This window comes from Lysinibacillus sp. COL-1 (assembly GCF_059814265.1).
Genome location: NZ_JCAWSJ010000004.1, coordinates 1,197,170 through 1,215,204, shown reverse-complemented (window position 1 = coordinate 1,215,204; position 18,035 = coordinate 1,197,170). Strand labels below are relative to the sequence as shown.

Here is an 18,035-nt window from a genome sequence, read left to right as displayed (position 1 = left end):
CATGTTTATAAGGAGTTCTCTCTTCCAATGAGCCGAGACCAATCTTTTCTAAGCAACTCCCTCACTTTCTCAGCGCAGCCTCCAACTGAAGCGGCTTCCCCATTTTTGAGCATTACCCCTCAACTATGGAGCGAATGCTACTTTGCATTTTTATCAGGTTGGTGAATGCCAAAAATATTGCCTTCTGTATCGATATAATAGCCTTGCCATGCCATCCCAGGTAAAGCATGTTTCGATATAGCTACTTTGCCACCATTTTCAAGAATTTTGGCTTCTGTTCCATCGTAACTTTCGACACCCATGGTACAAGCAAAGCCATTCAACGCTTGATTGACTTCTGGTGGTGGGCCTTGTCGTTGCATTAACGCACCATTAATACCAAGTTCATCTTCCTCACCTGTCACTGCTCCAAAGTACGGCATGCCTGCATAGTCACTCCAGTCTTGAAATGACCAGCCAAATACTTTCCCGTAAAAATGCTTTGCCCGCTCCATATCATTTACGTGGATTTCAAAATGAACTAATCTTCCCATAGTACCCTCTCCTTCAAGGTGAATATATTCACTATATAGCATCTTCAAAAAGATTGAAAATTAAAACATATAGAAAATAGTCACCAGTTTTACAATTGACTATACACAGAAAATGCATCCGTAATGTTATATTGCTCCGTCCGAGGACCTCCTTCAGCTCCTACTGTCACTAACACATATTCTTGTCCATTAACAGTTGCTAAACTTGCTAAACATAATCCTGCATCCTCTGTATAACCCGTCTTGCCACCTAGGATTTTCCCTCCTGGCAATACACTTGATGTCATATGCTGAAACATTCGATTAGTAAATGTAATACCCTCCGGATGAAGGTTCGTTGACTTAATAGAATATCTTTCTGCTGTATAAACATTTCGAAACTCATCATTTGTTAAGGCATATTGTAAGAGTAGTGACATATCTTTCACAGTTGTATAATGATCTGGATGATGCAGTCCTGTTGTATTCATAAAATGAGTATTTTTCATTCCCAGTTGCTGCGCCTTATCATTCATAAGCTTTACAAATTTCCGTTCTGAACCAGCAGCATATTCAGCTAAACCAATGGATGCCTCTGCACCTGATGGCAGCATGGAACCATACAATAAATCCTCTATCGTCAACCTCTCATTCGGAAGAAAACCTGCCACTGAAGCATTTTCCTCGTATAAATCATTAAAGATGTTTTTAGGTAAAACGATTTCATCTTGTAAGCTTGGAATTTGCTCAATCGCGACTAAAACAGTCATCATTTTCGTCAAAGATGCAGGATAAATGACTTCCTCACTATTTTTATCTAATAGTACTTGATTTTCATCTAAATTCACTAAAATGGCATTAGAACTATATAAATCGATATTGAGCATATCGCTACTCATCGTCGATATTACTTTTGGTGAATCAACCATCTCCTGACGTAATGTTACAGGTGTTTCTTTCAATATCAAATAAACAAATACGATCATGAACAGGAACAATATACTTACAATACCTTTTCTTGTGAACATAAAAACAACTCCTTCTCTTTATGCTTTTATTGAACCATAAAAAAAGGAGCTTATTTTTAATTAACTATTAGTGAATTCTTAAGGTTTCTTAAGAATTGGCTGGAATCATAACTATGAACACGGTTTGATTGTGATGAGAAGTAGCTGTAATTGTCCCTCCATGGGCTTGCACAATTTCATTTGAAATGGCTAAACCAAGTCCAGCACCACCCGTTTGTGTAGACCTTGCACTATCTAAACGGTAAAACTTTTCGAATATCATCTTTAATTTTTCAGGCGGTATGGTCTTCCCTGTATTCTTAAATGAAATAAACGTTTGATTGTTTTCATTTTGTGCACTAATTTCGATTGTACTATTGGGTTCACTATAGGCAATTGCATTTTTTAAAATATTATTAAATACCCTTGCTAATTTATTTCTGTCTGCATAGATAGTCATCTCTCCATCTATATTGACGATGGCTTTTTGACCCTTTGGTGCTAACAATGGGTAAAACTCATCGGCTACTTGCATTAACATATAGTTAAGAGGAATAAGGTCTTTCTCTAAAACGATGGATTGTAAATTAAATCTTGTGATTTCAAAAAACTCATTGATTAATTGTTCTAGTCTATAGGATTTCTCTAATGTAATCGTTACATATTTTTCTTTTTGCTCAACAGGCATATCCCTTGCCTCATCTAAAAGGCTTAAGTAACCAATGATAGATGTTAAGGGTGTTTTTATATCATGGGCTAAATAAACAACCAGATCATTTTTACGTTGTTCTGCTTCTTGTGCATCCCTCGCACGCTTTTCTAATTTATATTTCACATCATTTAATTTCTTCTCTAAAAAATCGAGCTCTGTCGGAAGATGAATTTCCTTCTCTGACTCATCTGCAAGCATAATGATACTGTTACTAATTTGATGAAAATAACGAGTAAAACGAGAGAGGGCAATATAAAAAATGATCAACAATAATAGGATAAATCCTATAGTAAGCCAAAGAGGTTTATTTTGTTGAAATAACACATTGTAGGCATTTTGTGCAGCAAAGTAATCGAGCTGCAAGACATTTTCGCAAAAGGCTATAAAAGCATCTGCAAAGGGAGCTTGTAAAACACCATCAATGAATGCAAAGTTGATTATAAAACCTATTATGATTGCTATAATAAGAATAAAAACGATTTGTAAAATCATCTTCCTCTTCAATCCGCCAAACTCATTTTTCAATGGTATACCCCACTCCCCAAACAGTTTTAATAAATTTTGGGTTTTCCGCAGAATCTTTCATTTTTTCCCTTAAATGTCGTATATGAACCATTACGGTATTATTGCTGTTAAAATACTTGTCCCCCCAAATTTCTTGAAATAATTGCTCTGAACTAATGACCTTCCCTCGATTTGTACACAAATACCATAGAATTGCGAATTCCGTAGGGGTTAGGGATACCTGTCTTTCATTTAAAAAGACCTGCCGTGTGTTCTGATTGATCATCAAACCAGCGAAATCAATGATATCTTCTGTTTGCTTCGAACCTTGGTTGTACAATGTAAATCTTCTTATTTGTGCCTTGACACGAGCAACCAATTCCAATGGACGAAATGGCTTTGTTATATAATCATCTGCTCCTAAAGAAAATCCATTTATTTTATCAATCTCTTCTTCCTTTGCCGTAAGCATAATCACTGGAAAATTAAATGTTTCTCGGATTTTTTGTAAAATGGTAAAGCCATCTATCTCTGGCATCATAATATCGAGAACAGCTAAATCCACATTTTCCCGCATAATACACGCCAGAGCCTCTTGAGCTGTATAGTACTTAAATACATGGTAGTTTTCATTTTTTAAATATAACTCAATTAAATCTGCAATTTCTTTTTCATCGTCAACAACTAAAATATTCAAATGAATTGTCCTCTCCTTCTACTTACACAATTTCCAATGATTTTTCACAGGCATTATAGCACTTACGAATAGCTATATCTATTAATAAGAATAGGTTATTTAAAGCGCAATAAAAAAGTAGAGATGGAAAAAACCTCTTTCCAACTCTACTTTCCATATTGAATCCCAAGCCTTATCGTTATTCGATATTTAATTTGTTCAATTGGTCGCCACAGTAGTAGATTTCCGATTCAAATCCTGTGTTACCACTCTGCCTGAATAATAGTGCATTTGTTCATTTAATTTATGCTCTTTTACGGTTAAATTGGTTGGCCTTACTTTCAGAACAAGCGTCTTACTCCCGAGTGATGATTGATACTTTTCGATATGTGTTTTCGACAAAGGGGCGTGATAATAACCTGGGACATATTTATCAAGCATTGCCTGCATTGCCACAGTAGCCTCATCTAAATCTGTGACAATTTCCACCAAACCATTTGCGATGACACTCATATAAGCTGTATCCGTGTTAGCAGGAATGGGATCTACCATTGTTCCATAATTCTCGCATATAGAAATACATGCATTTGGGTTGGCTGTTAGGATGTCTATTTTCCTGCCTTCATTGGCACCGTGGAAATAAAAACTCCCATCTTTGAAGACATAATTTAGTGGCAGAACATATGGTGTATGTTGATCCACTAAACCAAGAAAAGCGGTTTGTGCGTCTTTTAAAAATGGTTGAATTTGTTTTTCATCTGTACAAGCTCTTTGCAGCATTCGAATGTCTGTTTTCATCTTTTTATCCCCCTATCCTCTACTAAAGAGGAGTCTACAGCAGGATTGCCCTCTAAAAAAGGGACAGTTTTATGAAAAGGGATGGGTACAACTTTCAAATATTGAAATGAAAGTTAGTTATGCACTTTATTTATTCACCTGCATCTCGATAAAATAATTTAAGCTGTGCAACAATCAGAATGCTAATGACTACAAGTAAAAACCAAGAGCTTATTTTGCCAAAATGCACAATCGACCATGCTACCTCTTGATTAGGATATGACCATGCCCCAAAGAAAGTAGCGATATTTTCAGCAATCCAAATGAAAAAGCCAATTAAAAAGAAAGACGCAACGATGGGCATTTGATAGATTTTATTTCGCACCTTAAATTTGACCATTGTTCGATAAAACACCACAAAAAGTAATGCCATTAACAGCCATCTAAAATCATAAATAAAATGATGGGTGAAGAAATTGAAGTAAATCATGGCTCCTAGTGGAATGGCTACATAACTTTTTGGCCAACTCACGATTTTCAAATCGAATCTACGCCAGGCTTGGCAAATATAACTCGCCACACTAGCATACATAAATCCACTATATAATGGCACACCTCCTACTTTTGACCATGCCTCTTCAGGATAAGACCAAGAATTAAAATTCACTTTATACAGTTCTAGCACAAGTCCAATAATATGAAACAGACAGATGACTTTTATTTCATCCTTTGTTTCTAATCCAAATCTATACATCAAGTATTGCGTCAATAGACAGATGACTAGAATGAAATCATATCTTGCTACACCTGGTATTGGAACAGCTCTAGAAAATGCAAGTGTAATAAATATTACAACAGGAAAAATACAGGATAACGATTGTTGATACGTAAAGATTCCTAAATCTTTAACAAAATTTTTTAACATGAATCCACCTCAGATTAGCTCAAAACTAAATTTATTCTTGTATGAAGAATAAACGATAAATTATCCTATTTCAATATTTTTTTATCGAAAAACGATAAATTTTTTCGTTTTATTTTGGAACTATTCTTTGGTAGTTTCGTCTTTGTTGTTCTTTATTAATAAAGAAAAGAGTAGCCACATAATACAGCTACTCTTATTACTTAAAGATACATTTTTTGATCTAATTTTAACTGGACTTCTTGTTGTTTTATTACTAAATTTGTAACTTTTTTCACTTTTAAATAATAAACAATATAACAGCCAATGAAGAAAGCTCCACCACAGTAAAGGGCTAATCGTTGAGCGGGATCAAAAGCCAAGCTTGCCATAACGATGCAGTTTGCCAATAATCCTAAAATAGGAATAACCGGATAGAATGGTGCTTTGAATTTTAAATCCTCCACTTTTCCTCCTTGGCGTAAATAGGAGCGTCTAAATGCAATTTGAGAAGCAGTAATTGCAATCCACCCAATTTGTGCACCTAAACCTGCTAGGGATAAAAGCCACACAAATACGGTATTAGCGGCAAATACGCTTGACAATAATGACAAACCAGCAACAGCAAGGGTAATCAATAATGCATTCATTGGAATTCCTCTTCTATTCACCTTCCCTAACAATGGACTTGCCATCTTTTCAACGGAAAGAGAAAACAGCATACGTGTTGCAGCATATAAACCCGAGTTAGCGACCGATAATAAAGCTGTTAGAATAACAAAATTCATAATATCCGCTGCATACGGAATCCCTATACTATCTAATACAACAACAAATGGACTTTCAACAACACCCGCTTTATCCATAGGAATCATAGCTGCCAATACAAAGACAGATAACACAAAGAAGAACAGCGTACGCCACACAGTTTGTTTAATAGATTTAGGGATTGTTTTTTCGGGATTTTCACTCTCTCCAGCAGCAATACCGATTAATTCTGTACCTTGAAATGAAAAATTCACGGTAATCATGGTAATGAGCAGTGCTGTTAAACCATTTGGAAAAAGACCACCCTCATAAAAATGAGTAAGAAATGGGGCATCTGTTCCATTTTTCATATCGATCAGCCCAAACATAGCTGCTCCCCCAACCGCAAGGAACATCAGGATGGCCAAAATTTTAATGCTTGAGAAGACAAATTCTGCTTCGCCAAAGGCTTTTGCAGATAAACCATTCAAGACAAAGAGCAGTGCAGCAAATATTAGGCACCACATCCATACTGGAGAATCAGGAAACCACCTTTGCATAAGTTGTCCAGCACCTAAAAATTCGAGTGCAACAGTTACTGCCCAGCCTAGCCAGTACAGCCAGCCAACAGCAAAACCAGTGGCAGGACCGATAAACTTCGTCGTATATGTTTGGAATGAACCAGATACTGGCATAGCAACAGATAATTCACCCAAGCATAGCATTGTTAAATACATTACTGCTCCGCCTACTAAATAAGCTAGAATGGCACCGGTTGGCCCCGCTTGATTAATGGTGTACCCTGAGCCAAGAAAAAAACCAGTTCCAATACATCCTCCGAGAGAAATCATAAATAAGTGTCTAGCTTTCATACTTCTTTTCAATTCATATTGTTCTGCTGCCATAAAAAACTCCTTACACTAATTATCTTGTAAGCACTTTCTTTTTTTCGTGCACGACAGATAACTATTTGAAATTTAAATACTAGATGTTCAAGTTAATATATTTTATAAACTGTCAATTTTCTGACAAAATAAAGGCTATTGATATGCTAGAGCATTTGCTTTTTCTATAGTAAACTTTATTTAGGGAGAGCTACTTTCTTATATTTGGTTGTGGCGACCTTATAGTCTAAGAAAAGTTCTTCCTTTACGAGAGAAATGATGTCACTATCCTTTGTTTACAGTAATGTATCACCGAATAGAGAGCTGATTAAAGCTACAGCAGCAATTGCCGTTTTATTATATTGATCTAATACTGGGTTTGTCTCAACAAACTCTGCAGAAGTAATGATATTTGCTTCTGATAGCATTTCCATCGCTAAATGGCTCTCACGGTAACTAATACCACCTGCAACTGGGGTTCCTACACCTGGCGCATCGTTTGGATCAAGTCCATCTAAATCCAAAGATAAATGAACACCGTCGGTACGCTCCTTTAAATAATCAATTGTTTGTGACATTACAGTTGTCATCCCTAAACGATCGATTTCATGCATCGTATACACTTTAATACCAATTTCTTTAATAAGCTTTTTTTCACCTGGATCTAAATCACGAGCACCAATAATCACAACATTTTCAGGCTTAACTTTGGGCGCATAGCCTCCGATATTCGTTAGTGCAGGATGGCCAAGACCTAAACTTACAGCTAAAGACATACCGTGAATATTTCCTGAAGGAGATGTCTCACCTGTGTTTAGATCACCGTGTGCATCATACCAAATGACACCTAAATTCTCATAATGCTTTGAGACACCTGCTAATGTGCCAATCGCAATACTATGATCTCCACCTAAAACTAAAGGAAAACGTTTTAAGGAAATTTCATGATCTACTTTCTGGCTTAGTTTTTCATTACTTTCTGTGACCGTTTTTAAATTTTTTAAGTTTGTCTTTCCTTCTATTTCTTTATCTTCCTGTTCGATGTCAATGGTTAAATCCCCTTCGTCATGTATGGAATAACCAAGGTCCTCAAGTCGTTCCGTTACCCCTGCATATCTAATAGCACTTGGTCCCATGTCTACCCCTCTTCTAGTTTGGCCTAAATCCATGGGTACCCCAATAATTGTCACTTCTTTATTCATGATCATTTCTCCTCTCCGATAATTACTTTCACAGTATAAAGAAAATGATATACTGACTCAACTCGACATTATTTTTAATTTTTATACAGTTTAAATTATTGAAAACATAGATATTTACTTGTATAAACGATTGCATAAACGCTATTCCAGTGAATATTAAAACAATTTTTTCCTATTTTAAGCGATTATTTTACATAAACTACCAAAATGAATATTAAAAATATTCTATTTCCATTGTTTTTTGAAAATTCAGACGGTTATTTTAGCAAAAAAGATAATATATTGATAAATAATTTCTAATTTATTCAAATTAACCCCTTTTTTTCTACATAAAAAAGCCTTACTACAATAGTAATTAGGCTTTATTATCCCTATTTTAATAATTTCACAATACTATTCAAACAGGTTTCTTTATAAAATTTATGTTGTTCTTCTAAATCACAAGTTAACCATTGTATTAACGAACCATCAATCATTGCTCTCATCATTTTTGCAGAGGCTAAGGAATCAATGTTTGGGCTAAACACACCTTCCCTTTTTCCTAATTCAATAATTTCTTGACCAATTCCCCAGCAATTCTCATAAAATTTTAAGTTGATTCTTTTATAATCCTCATTGCCGTTTGCCTTGGCTAAAAAATCTAAATAGACTCTGTAAAACTTTTTATTATCTTGGGGTGACACAAAAACAGCGTTTAAGTAGGCTTGAAGCTTTTCTATAGCTGTTTGATATTTGCCTATTTCTTGTATTTCAACACTATAGATTTTGCTCGTAGTGGATTCCAGTAATGCCAATAATATATTTTGTTTACTTGTAAAGTAGTAGTGAACTACCCCTTTTGAAACATTGGCATGATCGGCTATGTCTTGTAGTGTAACTTTATCATAACCTAACTTTGAAACAGCATTAAAGGCTGCTTTCATAATTTGTTTTTTACGTTCTTCCTCTTTCTTTTTCATAGATGCCTCCGGTGATTTAATCAATTACGCCTTAGTGTAATTGCCGCTGACGCTTCGCTTGTACGCGAAGAAACAATGCATCCAGATTTTTTTGATTTTGCTCGAAAGCTCATTTCTAAAAACTGTGACATCCGCTGGCGGCTTTATGAGGATTCAACGGCTATCTCCCATTATAAATGAGAGGGATTTCTGTACATAACAATACAAAAACATATACTGAATCAAGTTAAAGCTATTATACAGGAAGAATAGGTAAACTCCAATTTTATATTGACCGGTCAGAATAATTTTGTTACTGTTTATTGGAATTAAATGATAAGGGGATGTTTACTATGACAATAGGAAGTTTTAAAGCGTTAGTTGTCAATCAAGAGGAAGAATTTACAGTTAAAGTAAACGAATTGACATTAGCAGACCTACCACAAGGTGAGGTATTAATTAAGATTCATTATTCAAGCATTAATTATAAAGATAGTCTTGCTTCTATTCCTGATGGTAAAATCGTTACTTCCTATCCTTTTGTTCCTGGTATTGATTTAGCTGGAGTCGTTGTTTCCTCTGAAGACCCTCGCTTTAACGAAGGTGATGAGGTCATTGCGACTAGCTATGAAATAGGGGTCTCCCATTTTGGTGGTTTTAGTGAATATGCTCGTATCCCTGCTAAATGGATTGTGCCTCTTCCAAAAGGGCTTTCGCTCAAGGAAGCAATGGTAATTGGTACTGCAGGATTTACGGCTGCATTGTCTATCAAAAAATTAGAGGACAATGGCATTAACCCTGAAAAAGGAAAAATTCTTGTTACTGGCGCAACAGGTGGTGTCGGTAGTTTTGCGGTCTCTATTCTTTCAACACTTGGTTATCAAGTAGAAGCAAGCACAGGAAAAAAAGCTGAACAGGACTTTTTAAATAATCTTGGGGCTACTTCAATCATTACTCGGGAAGAAGTTTATGATGGGAAGATTAGAGCATTAGGTAAACAAAAATGGGCGGCTGCTGTTGATTCTGTTGGCGGAGAGCCACTCGCCTCTTTATTAAGTCAAATTCAATACGGAGGTGCTGTTGCGATTAGTGGTTTAACTGCAGGCACACAGCTTCCTACAAGTGTCTTCCCCTTCATTTTAAGAGGGGTAAATTTACTTGGAATTGATTCTGTTTATTGTCCAATGGATATTCGCTTAAACATCTGGCAGCGCCTTGCGACAGATTTTAAACCAGCAAACCTTGACAATTTCATTCAGCAAGAGGTCACACTACCGCAACTTCCAAATGTTTTACCTCTTTTACTAAAAGGTCAAGCAAGAGGAAGAATTCTTGTTACTTTATAAGCTATTCGACTTAAATTTTAAAAGGTTTGATACACTATCTCATTTCCCTTTTTATTTCCCAGAAAATATTGATAGTCTTCATCAATGATACAAAGGCTACTACGCATATAAAGCGTGGTAGCTTTTTTTATGGCTGACATCTCCCTGACATAATGGCCATTTATAGTAATTCATGAACGACCCACTTGCTCACTTTAGACAAATTCAGACGATAATGTTTGTCTAATTTATCATTAACGAGCATACCCATAGAGTATGTAGGCAGCATTTTGGGAACTGAAAACCATAATCAACTTTTGGAGATGATCATATGAAGCGAGCACATATCAATGAATTAAATATTACGCGTGCATTAGCCATTCTTGCTGTACTCCTCATCCATTCTACTAGTACACCTGTTACAGCATTATCTAATGAGTCAAAATTTTATCCACTATATGTATTTCTCAATATTTTTCCCAAATTCGCTGTTCCTGTTTTTATTTTCTTAAGCGGATTCGTTTTATTTTACAACTATATACAAAAAGAACTCACGAAAGAGCTTATCATTCGTTTTTATAAAAAAAGAGTGACACAAATACTCGTCCCTTATCTCTTTTTTTCAATTTTTTATTATACAGCCATGCAATTTTATGTGACACATGATTTAGTATCCACATGGCATGCTTTATTTAGTGTTGAATTTCTCGAAAAACTATTAATAGGAAAAGCGTACACTCATTTATATTATATTTTTATTATTGTACAGTTCTATCTTATATTCCCTTTATTCTTATATGTTTTAAAGAAAAAGCCAGCCCTATCTCCTCATCTAATTTGGATTGGCTTCGTTCTTCAATGGGCCTTTATTCTATTAAATGCAGAGTTTTGGCAGTATCCCTATAGAGGGAGTATTTCTTTCTCTTATATTTGCTATTTTTTAGCTGGTGCATTTTTAGGTATTTATTTTGAAAAATATAAAGGATGGCTTCAATTAAAAAAAGGAAATTTTCCTATCCCCCTCCTTTTTATATGGTGTGTAGGGCTATTATCTACTATCTATAATGTTTATTTATATTACTATGTTTTTTCGTCACAAACCTATTTAGTGAACAGCACCATATTTGAACTAGTTTTTCAGCTCCAATCTTTAACAGCCTGTATCGTCTTATTACAGCTTTCTTATTGGATCTATAATAAATGGAACCATGCATGGGTCAACGGTTTCATAAACTTAGGAGTAGTATCATTTGGCGTCTATCTATTGCATCCATTTTTCCTTTTCCTTTACAGACAAATTAGTACTGGCGGCAATAGTGTCCTCTATCACCTATGGAGTGCTGGCGGCTTTATCTTTGCTCTATTTATTACATGGATGATTGTGCTGTTAATGGGCAGATTTTTCAAATACCATTGGATTGCTTTTGGGCCTATTCCGCAAAAGTTCCCTTATAAATAAAATTCATAGATTATCATAAAACTAAAAACCCTGTAGAGATATCTCTACAGGGCTTCTTATAATTGACAGGTTGAATTATTTTGAAATAGAACCGTCTTTTACTTTATTGTTATTCACATCAGCTAAGTTAGTTGATTTGAATTCTACTACAATGCTATCTGTTAAAGCATATTGATCTTTAGTTGTCACTTTAAGTTTACCGTTTTCTACAACAGCAGCAGTAATTTTCACAGTAGAGCCAGCAATTTTCACTGTTAAACCTGTTGGTGTAGCTTCATTTACAATACTTTCAGAGAAGTCTACGATAAATGTTTTATTATCTACTACTGTTACTTGAGAAGCTACAGGGACAATATTTTCTTTCAGTGTTACTTGAGTTGTAGCTTTCCCATTTTTAAGTGTATTTCCTTTTGTATCAACTACATTTTTAGCTTCAAGTACATAATTACCATTAGCAGTAATAGAACCTTCAGGTAAAGTGAATCGTACTTTTTTAGTACCATCTACAAATTGAAGTTGAGTTCCAGCAGGTAGCTCTTTTCCGCCAAGTGTGTAGTTAGCAGCATTTGTTGCTGTAGCAGTCACATCTGTAGCATATTCAACAGTGAATACATTGTTATTTGTTACAACAACTGGTGTAGCTCCAAATACTAATGAATCTGTAGGTGTTTCAGGTGTAGCTTCGAACGTTCCAGTTGTAACATTAAATGTAATCGTCTCTGCAGTCACGTTTTTAGATAAATCTTTCACTGCTCCAGCAGATAATTCAAATGTGTATGTTGAATTGCTATCTAAATCAATGTCAACTTTAACTGTGTTTTTCTCTGCACCCTCAATTTTGCCATTACCATCTACATCGTAACCAGTACCTTTAACGTCTTTTACCGCTATTTCTTTTCCAGCAGTGTAAGCAATACCGTTCTGAGTTTTAATTGTTAAAATACCATCTACTTTGACAGGCTCACTAAAAGTAAGGTATAAAGCATCTACATCTGTAGTTACCTTCACATCATCAGCTACTAACATTTTTGTAGAAGCAGAGACAAGTGTAGCAGGCGTTGTATCTTTAGTTAGAATAGCATTGAACTCAAATGCGTCTCCAGCATTTCCAGCTACATCTTTTTGTCCTTCTACTTTAATATTTGTATTAATAAATGTTGATGAACCTAACACTGCTTTCGCATCAATCGTGAATACAGTTTTATCAGCTACATCTTTCAAATCAGCATCTTTTAAGTAGAAAACAGTTGATCCTACAGTTACTTTCGCATACCCTTCAACTGAAGCATCAGCATCTACAACAAATTTTTGTTTCATTAATTCTTCTGAGAAATCAAACGTAATTTCTGTACCGTTTACAGCTGTTGAAACAGTTGGTTTTGAATTATCTACATCTGCTTTAGCAACTGTGAAGTTCACAGCGATAGGATTCGCGATATTATTCGCGAAATCAGTGGCACCAACAATATCTACTTTATAAGTTTGCTCAGCTGTCAATCCAGTAATTGTTAATTTTTTACCAGATAAAGTATAGCGATCTTTTGACAGTTCAGTACCATTTAAGCTTACTGTTCCTTCATTTTGTACAAGCTCATCGAAAGTGATCACTGCTGTAGTACCTTTTGCTTCTACAGTATTCACACTAACAGGTGTTGTATCTGCAAAAGTTAATAAATTGTTAAATTCTTCAGTTAAAACTTTAGCATCTGCTTTTGTTTTGACTGGTTTTACAGTCACTTTTCCGTTAGTTAATTTTAACTCCTTATCAGTCGTTAAAGTAACAGACATGCCGTCTTCAGCCACTACTGCACTTGTGATAGCTACGCCTTCAATAGCATACTTCGTTGTGATTGCCGCATCTTTTGCATCAACAGCTGTGTTGAATTTTACTTCAAGCTCTTTTGCATTTAACCCTTTTACAGATGCTACAGCTGGTGTTACCTCTTTCACAGTTGCATCAATTGTACGTTTTACCATAGTAGCGAATTCTTCACGGCTGATTTTATCTTGTGGTGCTAATAATGAACCTTTACCATTGATTACGCCGTTGTCAACAGCCGTTTCTAAGTAAGATACAGCCCATTTAGAAGCTTTCGAAGCATCTGCGAATTGGCTAAGGTCTGCTTTACCTGTTAATTGGTAGCCTTGTACGATAACTTTCGCAGCTTGTTCTCTTGTTAATTGAGCTTTAGGTTCAAATCTGCCATTACCCATACCATCAAATAATTCTGGTGAAGTTGCAAGTACTGCATTATAGAACCAGTCATTTTCATCAACATCTGAAAAATCTTCTGTTCCTGTAGCTTTTAAATCTAAAGCTTTTGATAAAATTTCAGCAGCTTCTGCACGAGTAAGCGTACCAGCTGGGTTGAAGTTCCCTTTTTCATCACCTTGGATGTAGCCTTTGTCAGTTAAAAATTGTACAGCTTCTTTTGCCCAAGATGAAATGCTATCTGCATCATTAAATTCGGCAGCCGATGCTACTGGTACGATTGCTGATGCTACAAGTGCTGCTGTTGCAGTAGTTGCGAAAAATTTACGACCTTTGTTTTGTTTCTTCATAGTATATTCCTCCAGAATTCTAATAAATTATATTATTCTGTGAGAACAATATTATCGCGCTATTCAATTGTTAAAATATGTATAAATTGTTCTCGCAAATAATAATTACAACCAATTATAGGGAAAGCAAACTTCTAAATTTACCAAGATTAAATATCCCAATCAAACTGTAATTTGCTTTACAAGACAATAATATAACTAGATTACCAATAAATAAACGCTAAAAATAAGGTAATTTTACTACTAGATTGGTTATATAGGTAATCTTTTCATAGAAAATTTCTATAATATAGAAAAATAGATAGAATAGGCATAAAGTTCACCTACTTAAAGGGATTATATGTAATCAGTTCTTTTTCATTTACATTTGTTTTATTACTTTCTTAATATAATAGCTGAACAAAATTAAAGCTCTATCAGTGTTAAATTCTAGGTTAATAATTAGTTGATTGCTAAAATTATTTTGTCTAAATCGATTAAATGAATATTAACCCCAGTCCCCTAAACTTTATTCACAAAAATATTTAAAAGCTATTTTCTATCATCAACTAACTATCTCGCATTTTTTAGCAATATTATTTAAAAACGGAGCAAGGAACAGTAATAGAAGTGTGCTTAAACTGTATCTGCTGCTTTTCTAATTTTAAAACAATAAAGCCATCTGACACCAATTCAATATCGGTATCAGATGGCTATATCTTCTTATTTATAATGACAGGGCGAACGACTATTACACAATGTTCATCCTTTAAAGCAGTTTGACGACCAGCAATTTTGCTCCAGTGAGTAACTTCATCTTCACTAATATTTTGCTGCTTCAGACGGTGGATTTAAAGCGTCTTTTAGTTGATCGTCAGTTACATCATAGTCATAAAATTTAGCGTTATAATACAAGAAACTCCATTAAACTAAGGTATGTTGTCGCCTTGGCTAAACCACTACATCCGTGGGAGCGCTTCGATGATGTATATGATTGAGCCTTTGTTATTGTGCCAGAATAAATGATTCAACAATGGTAGCTAATGCTTGAATGGTATCGTAGCTGTCACCTGGAAATTCCGCTTGGGCAAAATCAACTTGAAGTTCTTCACAAATTTTTTGACATTCACTTCCGATTTCAAAATAGGATTCAATATCCGCAGAAAGTGAAAGGAGTTCACATGTGATAAAACCTTGAGCACCTTCTGCATGTAATGTTTTAATCTTTTCCTTTACATCTGGAGCAAGCCAGTCACCTTTGCCATGACCACTTCGATAGGTAATATGCCAGTTATCAATTTGAGCAGCTTTTGAGATGGCCTCTGCTAATTCGGAGAATTGGCGTACATACAGTTCATTACGTTCAGGATTAATTGGCTGACTATGCACGGTATATAAAACATGAGTGTGCGTTCGTTTTTCAGTGGAAATCCATTCATAGGCACGATGAACACGATCTTTATAAACAGCAAGTAATTCTGTATTTAAATGCCAATTTTGACCACTTATAATAGTAACATCATGAGAAGCTAGCAATGCACTTACTTCATCATGAAACGCAGCAGCACCTGAAGACATAATCGGATTTACAGGTAGCGTAATAAAAGTTGAGATACCATCTTCAAGCATCGTGTTAACAACATCTGGAATGTAAGGTTCTGTATGTTTGTAAGCATTATATACTTTTACAGGCTGGGCTAAGCGTTGCTGTAAAGCATGTTCCAGCCCTTTAGCAATACGGCTCGTATTGGCTGCTAACGGATCAACACCACCTAATTTTTTAAATTGCGCTGTAATATTTTCAATCACATGAGGTGGTGGCGTTTTACCATTCATAATATGTGAAAAATAAGGTGTAACATCGTCTAAAGATTTTGGTGCGCCATAAGCGTAATAAATTATACCAATCATTTTTATAAACTCCTTTACTTCAATGGAATAAGTTAATTTTATATGTGCTACAGATGCTTCATAAATTTCAAATTACTATTTCTAACAGAAGCATCTTGTGACCATAGAAAAAATACGTTCATTTACAAGAACTTGAACACAATTTTACTGGGGTAAAGACAGGATTTCCATGCTGCATATAAATTTCAGCATCAATTTCAAAAATGGATTGAAACATTTCTTTACATATTACACAATGAGGTGAATCATCATAATGAATTTTCCCATTTTTTAGTACAATTAGACGTTTGCTATTTTGTGCAGCTTGGTTAATATCATGCAACACCATGATAACGGTCATATTGTATTTATGATTTAACTCTTTTACAAGCTCCATCACTTCTAATTGATGAGCAATATCTAGATATGTTGTTGGTTCATCTAATAGCAAAACTTTGGGATGCTGTGCTACAGTCATTGCAATCCAAGCACGTTGGCGTTCTCCTCCAGACATCGAAGGTAGTACCCGATTTTGCATGTGATTCAATCCAGTTACATCAATTGCCCAATCGACAATTTTTATATCCTCTTTTGACAGCGACGTTTTCCCTCCACTATGCGGATGACGCCCAAATTCAACTAACTCACGCACCGTTAAATCTAATTGATGATTATTCATTTGTGGGAGCATCGTTAATGTTTTAGCCACTTCTTTAGACTTCATTTCATGAATATTCCGCTCATCTAAATATACTGCCCCACTATTCGGCTTTAAAAGACGTGAAATTACACGTAATAAAGTTGATTTTCCCGAGCCATTTGGTCCTATTAAACTAACAACTTCTCCTTCATTGATTGTCAAGGAAATATCATCTAACTGGAAGTTGGTGAACTCATGTTGGTAATTGATATGCTCAGTTCGTAGCAATGGAATTCCCCTTTCTATGAATTAAATACAGGAAATATGGCCCTCCGATAAATGCTAGTAAAATGCCAACAGGAAATTCAATAGGATCAAATACAGTTCTCGCAATTGTATCTGCGAAAACAACAAGTAAGCCACCAGCCAATGCTGAAGTAGGTATTAAATACTTATGATCTCCACCGATAATTAATCGTAAAATATGTGGTACTACCAAACCTACAAAACCAATTAAACCAGCAACACTTACTGCAATTCCTGCTAGTAACGTACTTAATACAATTAAAAAGAATCGACTGCGTTCAACATTGTGTCCTAAAAGACTTGCCATTTCATCGCCTAGACGCATTATACGAATATGTTTAATCGCATAAATTGATAATATAATAGCTACAAGGACATAGTAGACAATCATCTCTAATTGCATCCAACCAACACCCGTTAAACCGCCTGACAACCACGGCAATACAGATTGTACACGATCGCTATAAAGAATCATTAATGCATTTGTTCCTGCACCACAAAGTGCATTGATGGCTACCCCAACTAAAATAATTCGCATTGGGGATGTGCCACCTTTTTTCACCGATAATGAATACACAATCATTGCCGCTACAAAAGCACCTAAAAAAGCTGCTATAGGTAAGTAAATAATATAGCCAGGAAATACAACCATAACCGCTACAGCCATCATTCCAGCGCCAGAAGTAATTCCAATAACTCCTGGATCGGCTAATGGATTTTGCATGACTCCTTGTAAAATCGAACCCGCAATAGCCAAGCAAACACCAATAATCATACCCGTTAGTATACGGGGCATTCGGATTTCCCAAACAATTCGTCGTGCCATAGTATCTTCTGAACTCAAAATTCCATTAAACACTTCACTTACTGAAAACGAAACTTGTCCTATCATAAGGCTGCCAATACTCACAATGATTAATAGTATAGGTAACACAATTAGCGCTATTTTTCGTTTTTTAGCAAGTGGGTGTGCATATTTTTCCGCTTCTGCTATCATCGTTATTTCCCCACAAT

General features: G+C 35.4%; 15 protein-coding genes. 2 read left to right on the top strand and 13 right to left on the bottom strand.

Features of this window, described 5'->3' with window-relative positions:
- Positions 1-137: 137 nt before the first annotated feature.
- The 9 genes from AC6BKE_RS14200 to AC6BKE_RS14160 all read right to left on the bottom strand — a co-directional run bounded on the left by AC6BKE_RS14200 (position 138) and on the right by AC6BKE_RS14160 (position 8,881).
- Entirely contained in the window at positions 138-533 is a 396-nt protein-coding gene (locus AC6BKE_RS14200; RefSeq protein WP_036127069.1) for a VOC family protein, read from the bottom strand.
- A gap of 89 nt (positions 534-622) precedes the next feature.
- Positions 623-1,540: a D-alanyl-D-alanine carboxypeptidase family protein gene (locus AC6BKE_RS14195; protein WP_058843359.1), complete on the bottom strand. Its 918-nt coding sequence runs from the start codon at positions 1,538-1,540 to the stop codon at positions 623-625.
- Positions 1,541-1,628: 88 nt separating this feature from the next.
- Positions 1,629-2,723 (bottom strand): sensor histidine kinase, encoded by a 1,095-nt coding sequence (locus AC6BKE_RS14190; protein ID WP_197412990.1) that lies wholly within the window; start codon positions 2,721-2,723, stop codon positions 1,629-1,631.
- 22 nt (positions 2,724-2,745) lie between these two features.
- Complete coding sequence (gene vanR / locus AC6BKE_RS14185; protein ID WP_197412989.1) at positions 2,746-3,438, bottom strand: VanR-ABDEGLN family response regulator transcription factor; 693 nt, start codon at positions 3,436-3,438, stop codon at positions 2,746-2,748.
- 192 nt (positions 3,439-3,630) lie between these two features.
- Positions 3,631-4,209 (bottom strand): pyridoxamine 5'-phosphate oxidase family protein, encoded by a 579-nt coding sequence (locus tag AC6BKE_RS14180; protein WP_058843356.1) that lies wholly within the window; start codon positions 4,207-4,209, stop codon positions 3,631-3,633.
- 130 nt (positions 4,210-4,339) lie between these two features.
- Positions 4,340-5,113: a DUF817 domain-containing protein gene (locus AC6BKE_RS14175; RefSeq protein WP_058843355.1), complete on the bottom strand. Its 774-nt coding sequence runs from the start codon at positions 5,111-5,113 to the stop codon at positions 4,340-4,342.
- A gap of 200 nt (positions 5,114-5,313) precedes the next feature.
- Positions 5,314-6,741 carry an amino acid permease gene (locus tag AC6BKE_RS14170; RefSeq protein WP_058843354.1) on the bottom strand — a complete coding sequence of 476 codons (1,428 nt, stop codon included), beginning with the start codon at positions 6,739-6,741 and terminating at the stop codon, positions 5,314-5,316.
- A 275-nt stretch (positions 6,742-7,016) separates the two neighbouring features.
- On the bottom strand, positions 7,017-7,922 hold the full coding sequence (rocF, locus tag AC6BKE_RS14165) for an arginase (RefSeq protein ID WP_058843353.1): 906 nt from the start codon (positions 7,920-7,922) through the stop codon (positions 7,017-7,019).
- A 371-nt stretch (positions 7,923-8,293) separates the two neighbouring features.
- A complete protein-coding gene (locus AC6BKE_RS14160; protein WP_036127086.1) occupies positions 8,294-8,881 on the bottom strand; it encodes a TetR/AcrR family transcriptional regulator in 588 nt (195 codons plus the stop codon).
- 332 nt (positions 8,882-9,213) lie between these two features.
- On the opposite strand from AC6BKE_RS14160, the gene AC6BKE_RS14155 reads away from it, so the two are divergent.
- Positions 9,214-10,206 carry an NADPH:quinone oxidoreductase family protein gene (locus AC6BKE_RS14155; protein WP_499857007.1) on the top strand — a complete coding sequence of 331 codons (993 nt, stop codon included), beginning with the start codon at positions 9,214-9,216 and terminating at the stop codon, positions 10,204-10,206.
- A 310-nt stretch (positions 10,207-10,516) separates the two neighbouring features.
- Positions 10,517-11,644 carry an acyltransferase gene (locus tag AC6BKE_RS14150; protein WP_058843351.1) on the top strand — a complete coding sequence of 376 codons (1,128 nt, stop codon included), beginning with the start codon at positions 10,517-10,519 and terminating at the stop codon, positions 11,642-11,644.
- A gap of 75 nt (positions 11,645-11,719) precedes the next feature.
- Here AC6BKE_RS14150 and AC6BKE_RS14145 read toward each other — a convergent pair whose 3' ends face one another.
- From AC6BKE_RS14145 to AC6BKE_RS14130, 4 genes are all read right to left on the bottom strand, one after another.
- Positions 11,720-14,206 carry an S-layer homology domain-containing protein gene (locus tag AC6BKE_RS14145; protein ID WP_036127095.1) on the bottom strand — a complete coding sequence of 829 codons (2,487 nt, stop codon included), beginning with the start codon at positions 14,204-14,206 and terminating at the stop codon, positions 11,720-11,722.
- A gap of 984 nt (positions 14,207-15,190) precedes the next feature.
- The gene (locus tag AC6BKE_RS14140) at positions 15,191-16,096 is read right to left on the bottom strand and encodes a ferrochelatase (RefSeq protein WP_036127096.1); all 906 of its coding nucleotides are present in this window, start codon (positions 16,094-16,096) and stop codon (positions 15,191-15,193) included.
- Between the two features lie 118 nt (positions 16,097-16,214).
- A complete protein-coding gene (locus tag AC6BKE_RS14135; protein ID WP_036127098.1) occupies positions 16,215-17,003 on the bottom strand; it encodes an ABC transporter ATP-binding protein in 789 nt (262 codons plus the stop codon).
- Positions 16,990-18,018, bottom strand: a complete 1,029-nt coding sequence (locus tag AC6BKE_RS14130) for a FecCD family ABC transporter permease (RefSeq protein ID WP_058843349.1) — start codon at positions 18,016-18,018, stop codon at positions 16,990-16,992. Before AC6BKE_RS14130 ends, AC6BKE_RS14135 begins: the two co-directional genes overlap by 14 nt.
- Between the last annotated feature and the right edge of the window lie 17 nt (positions 18,019-18,035).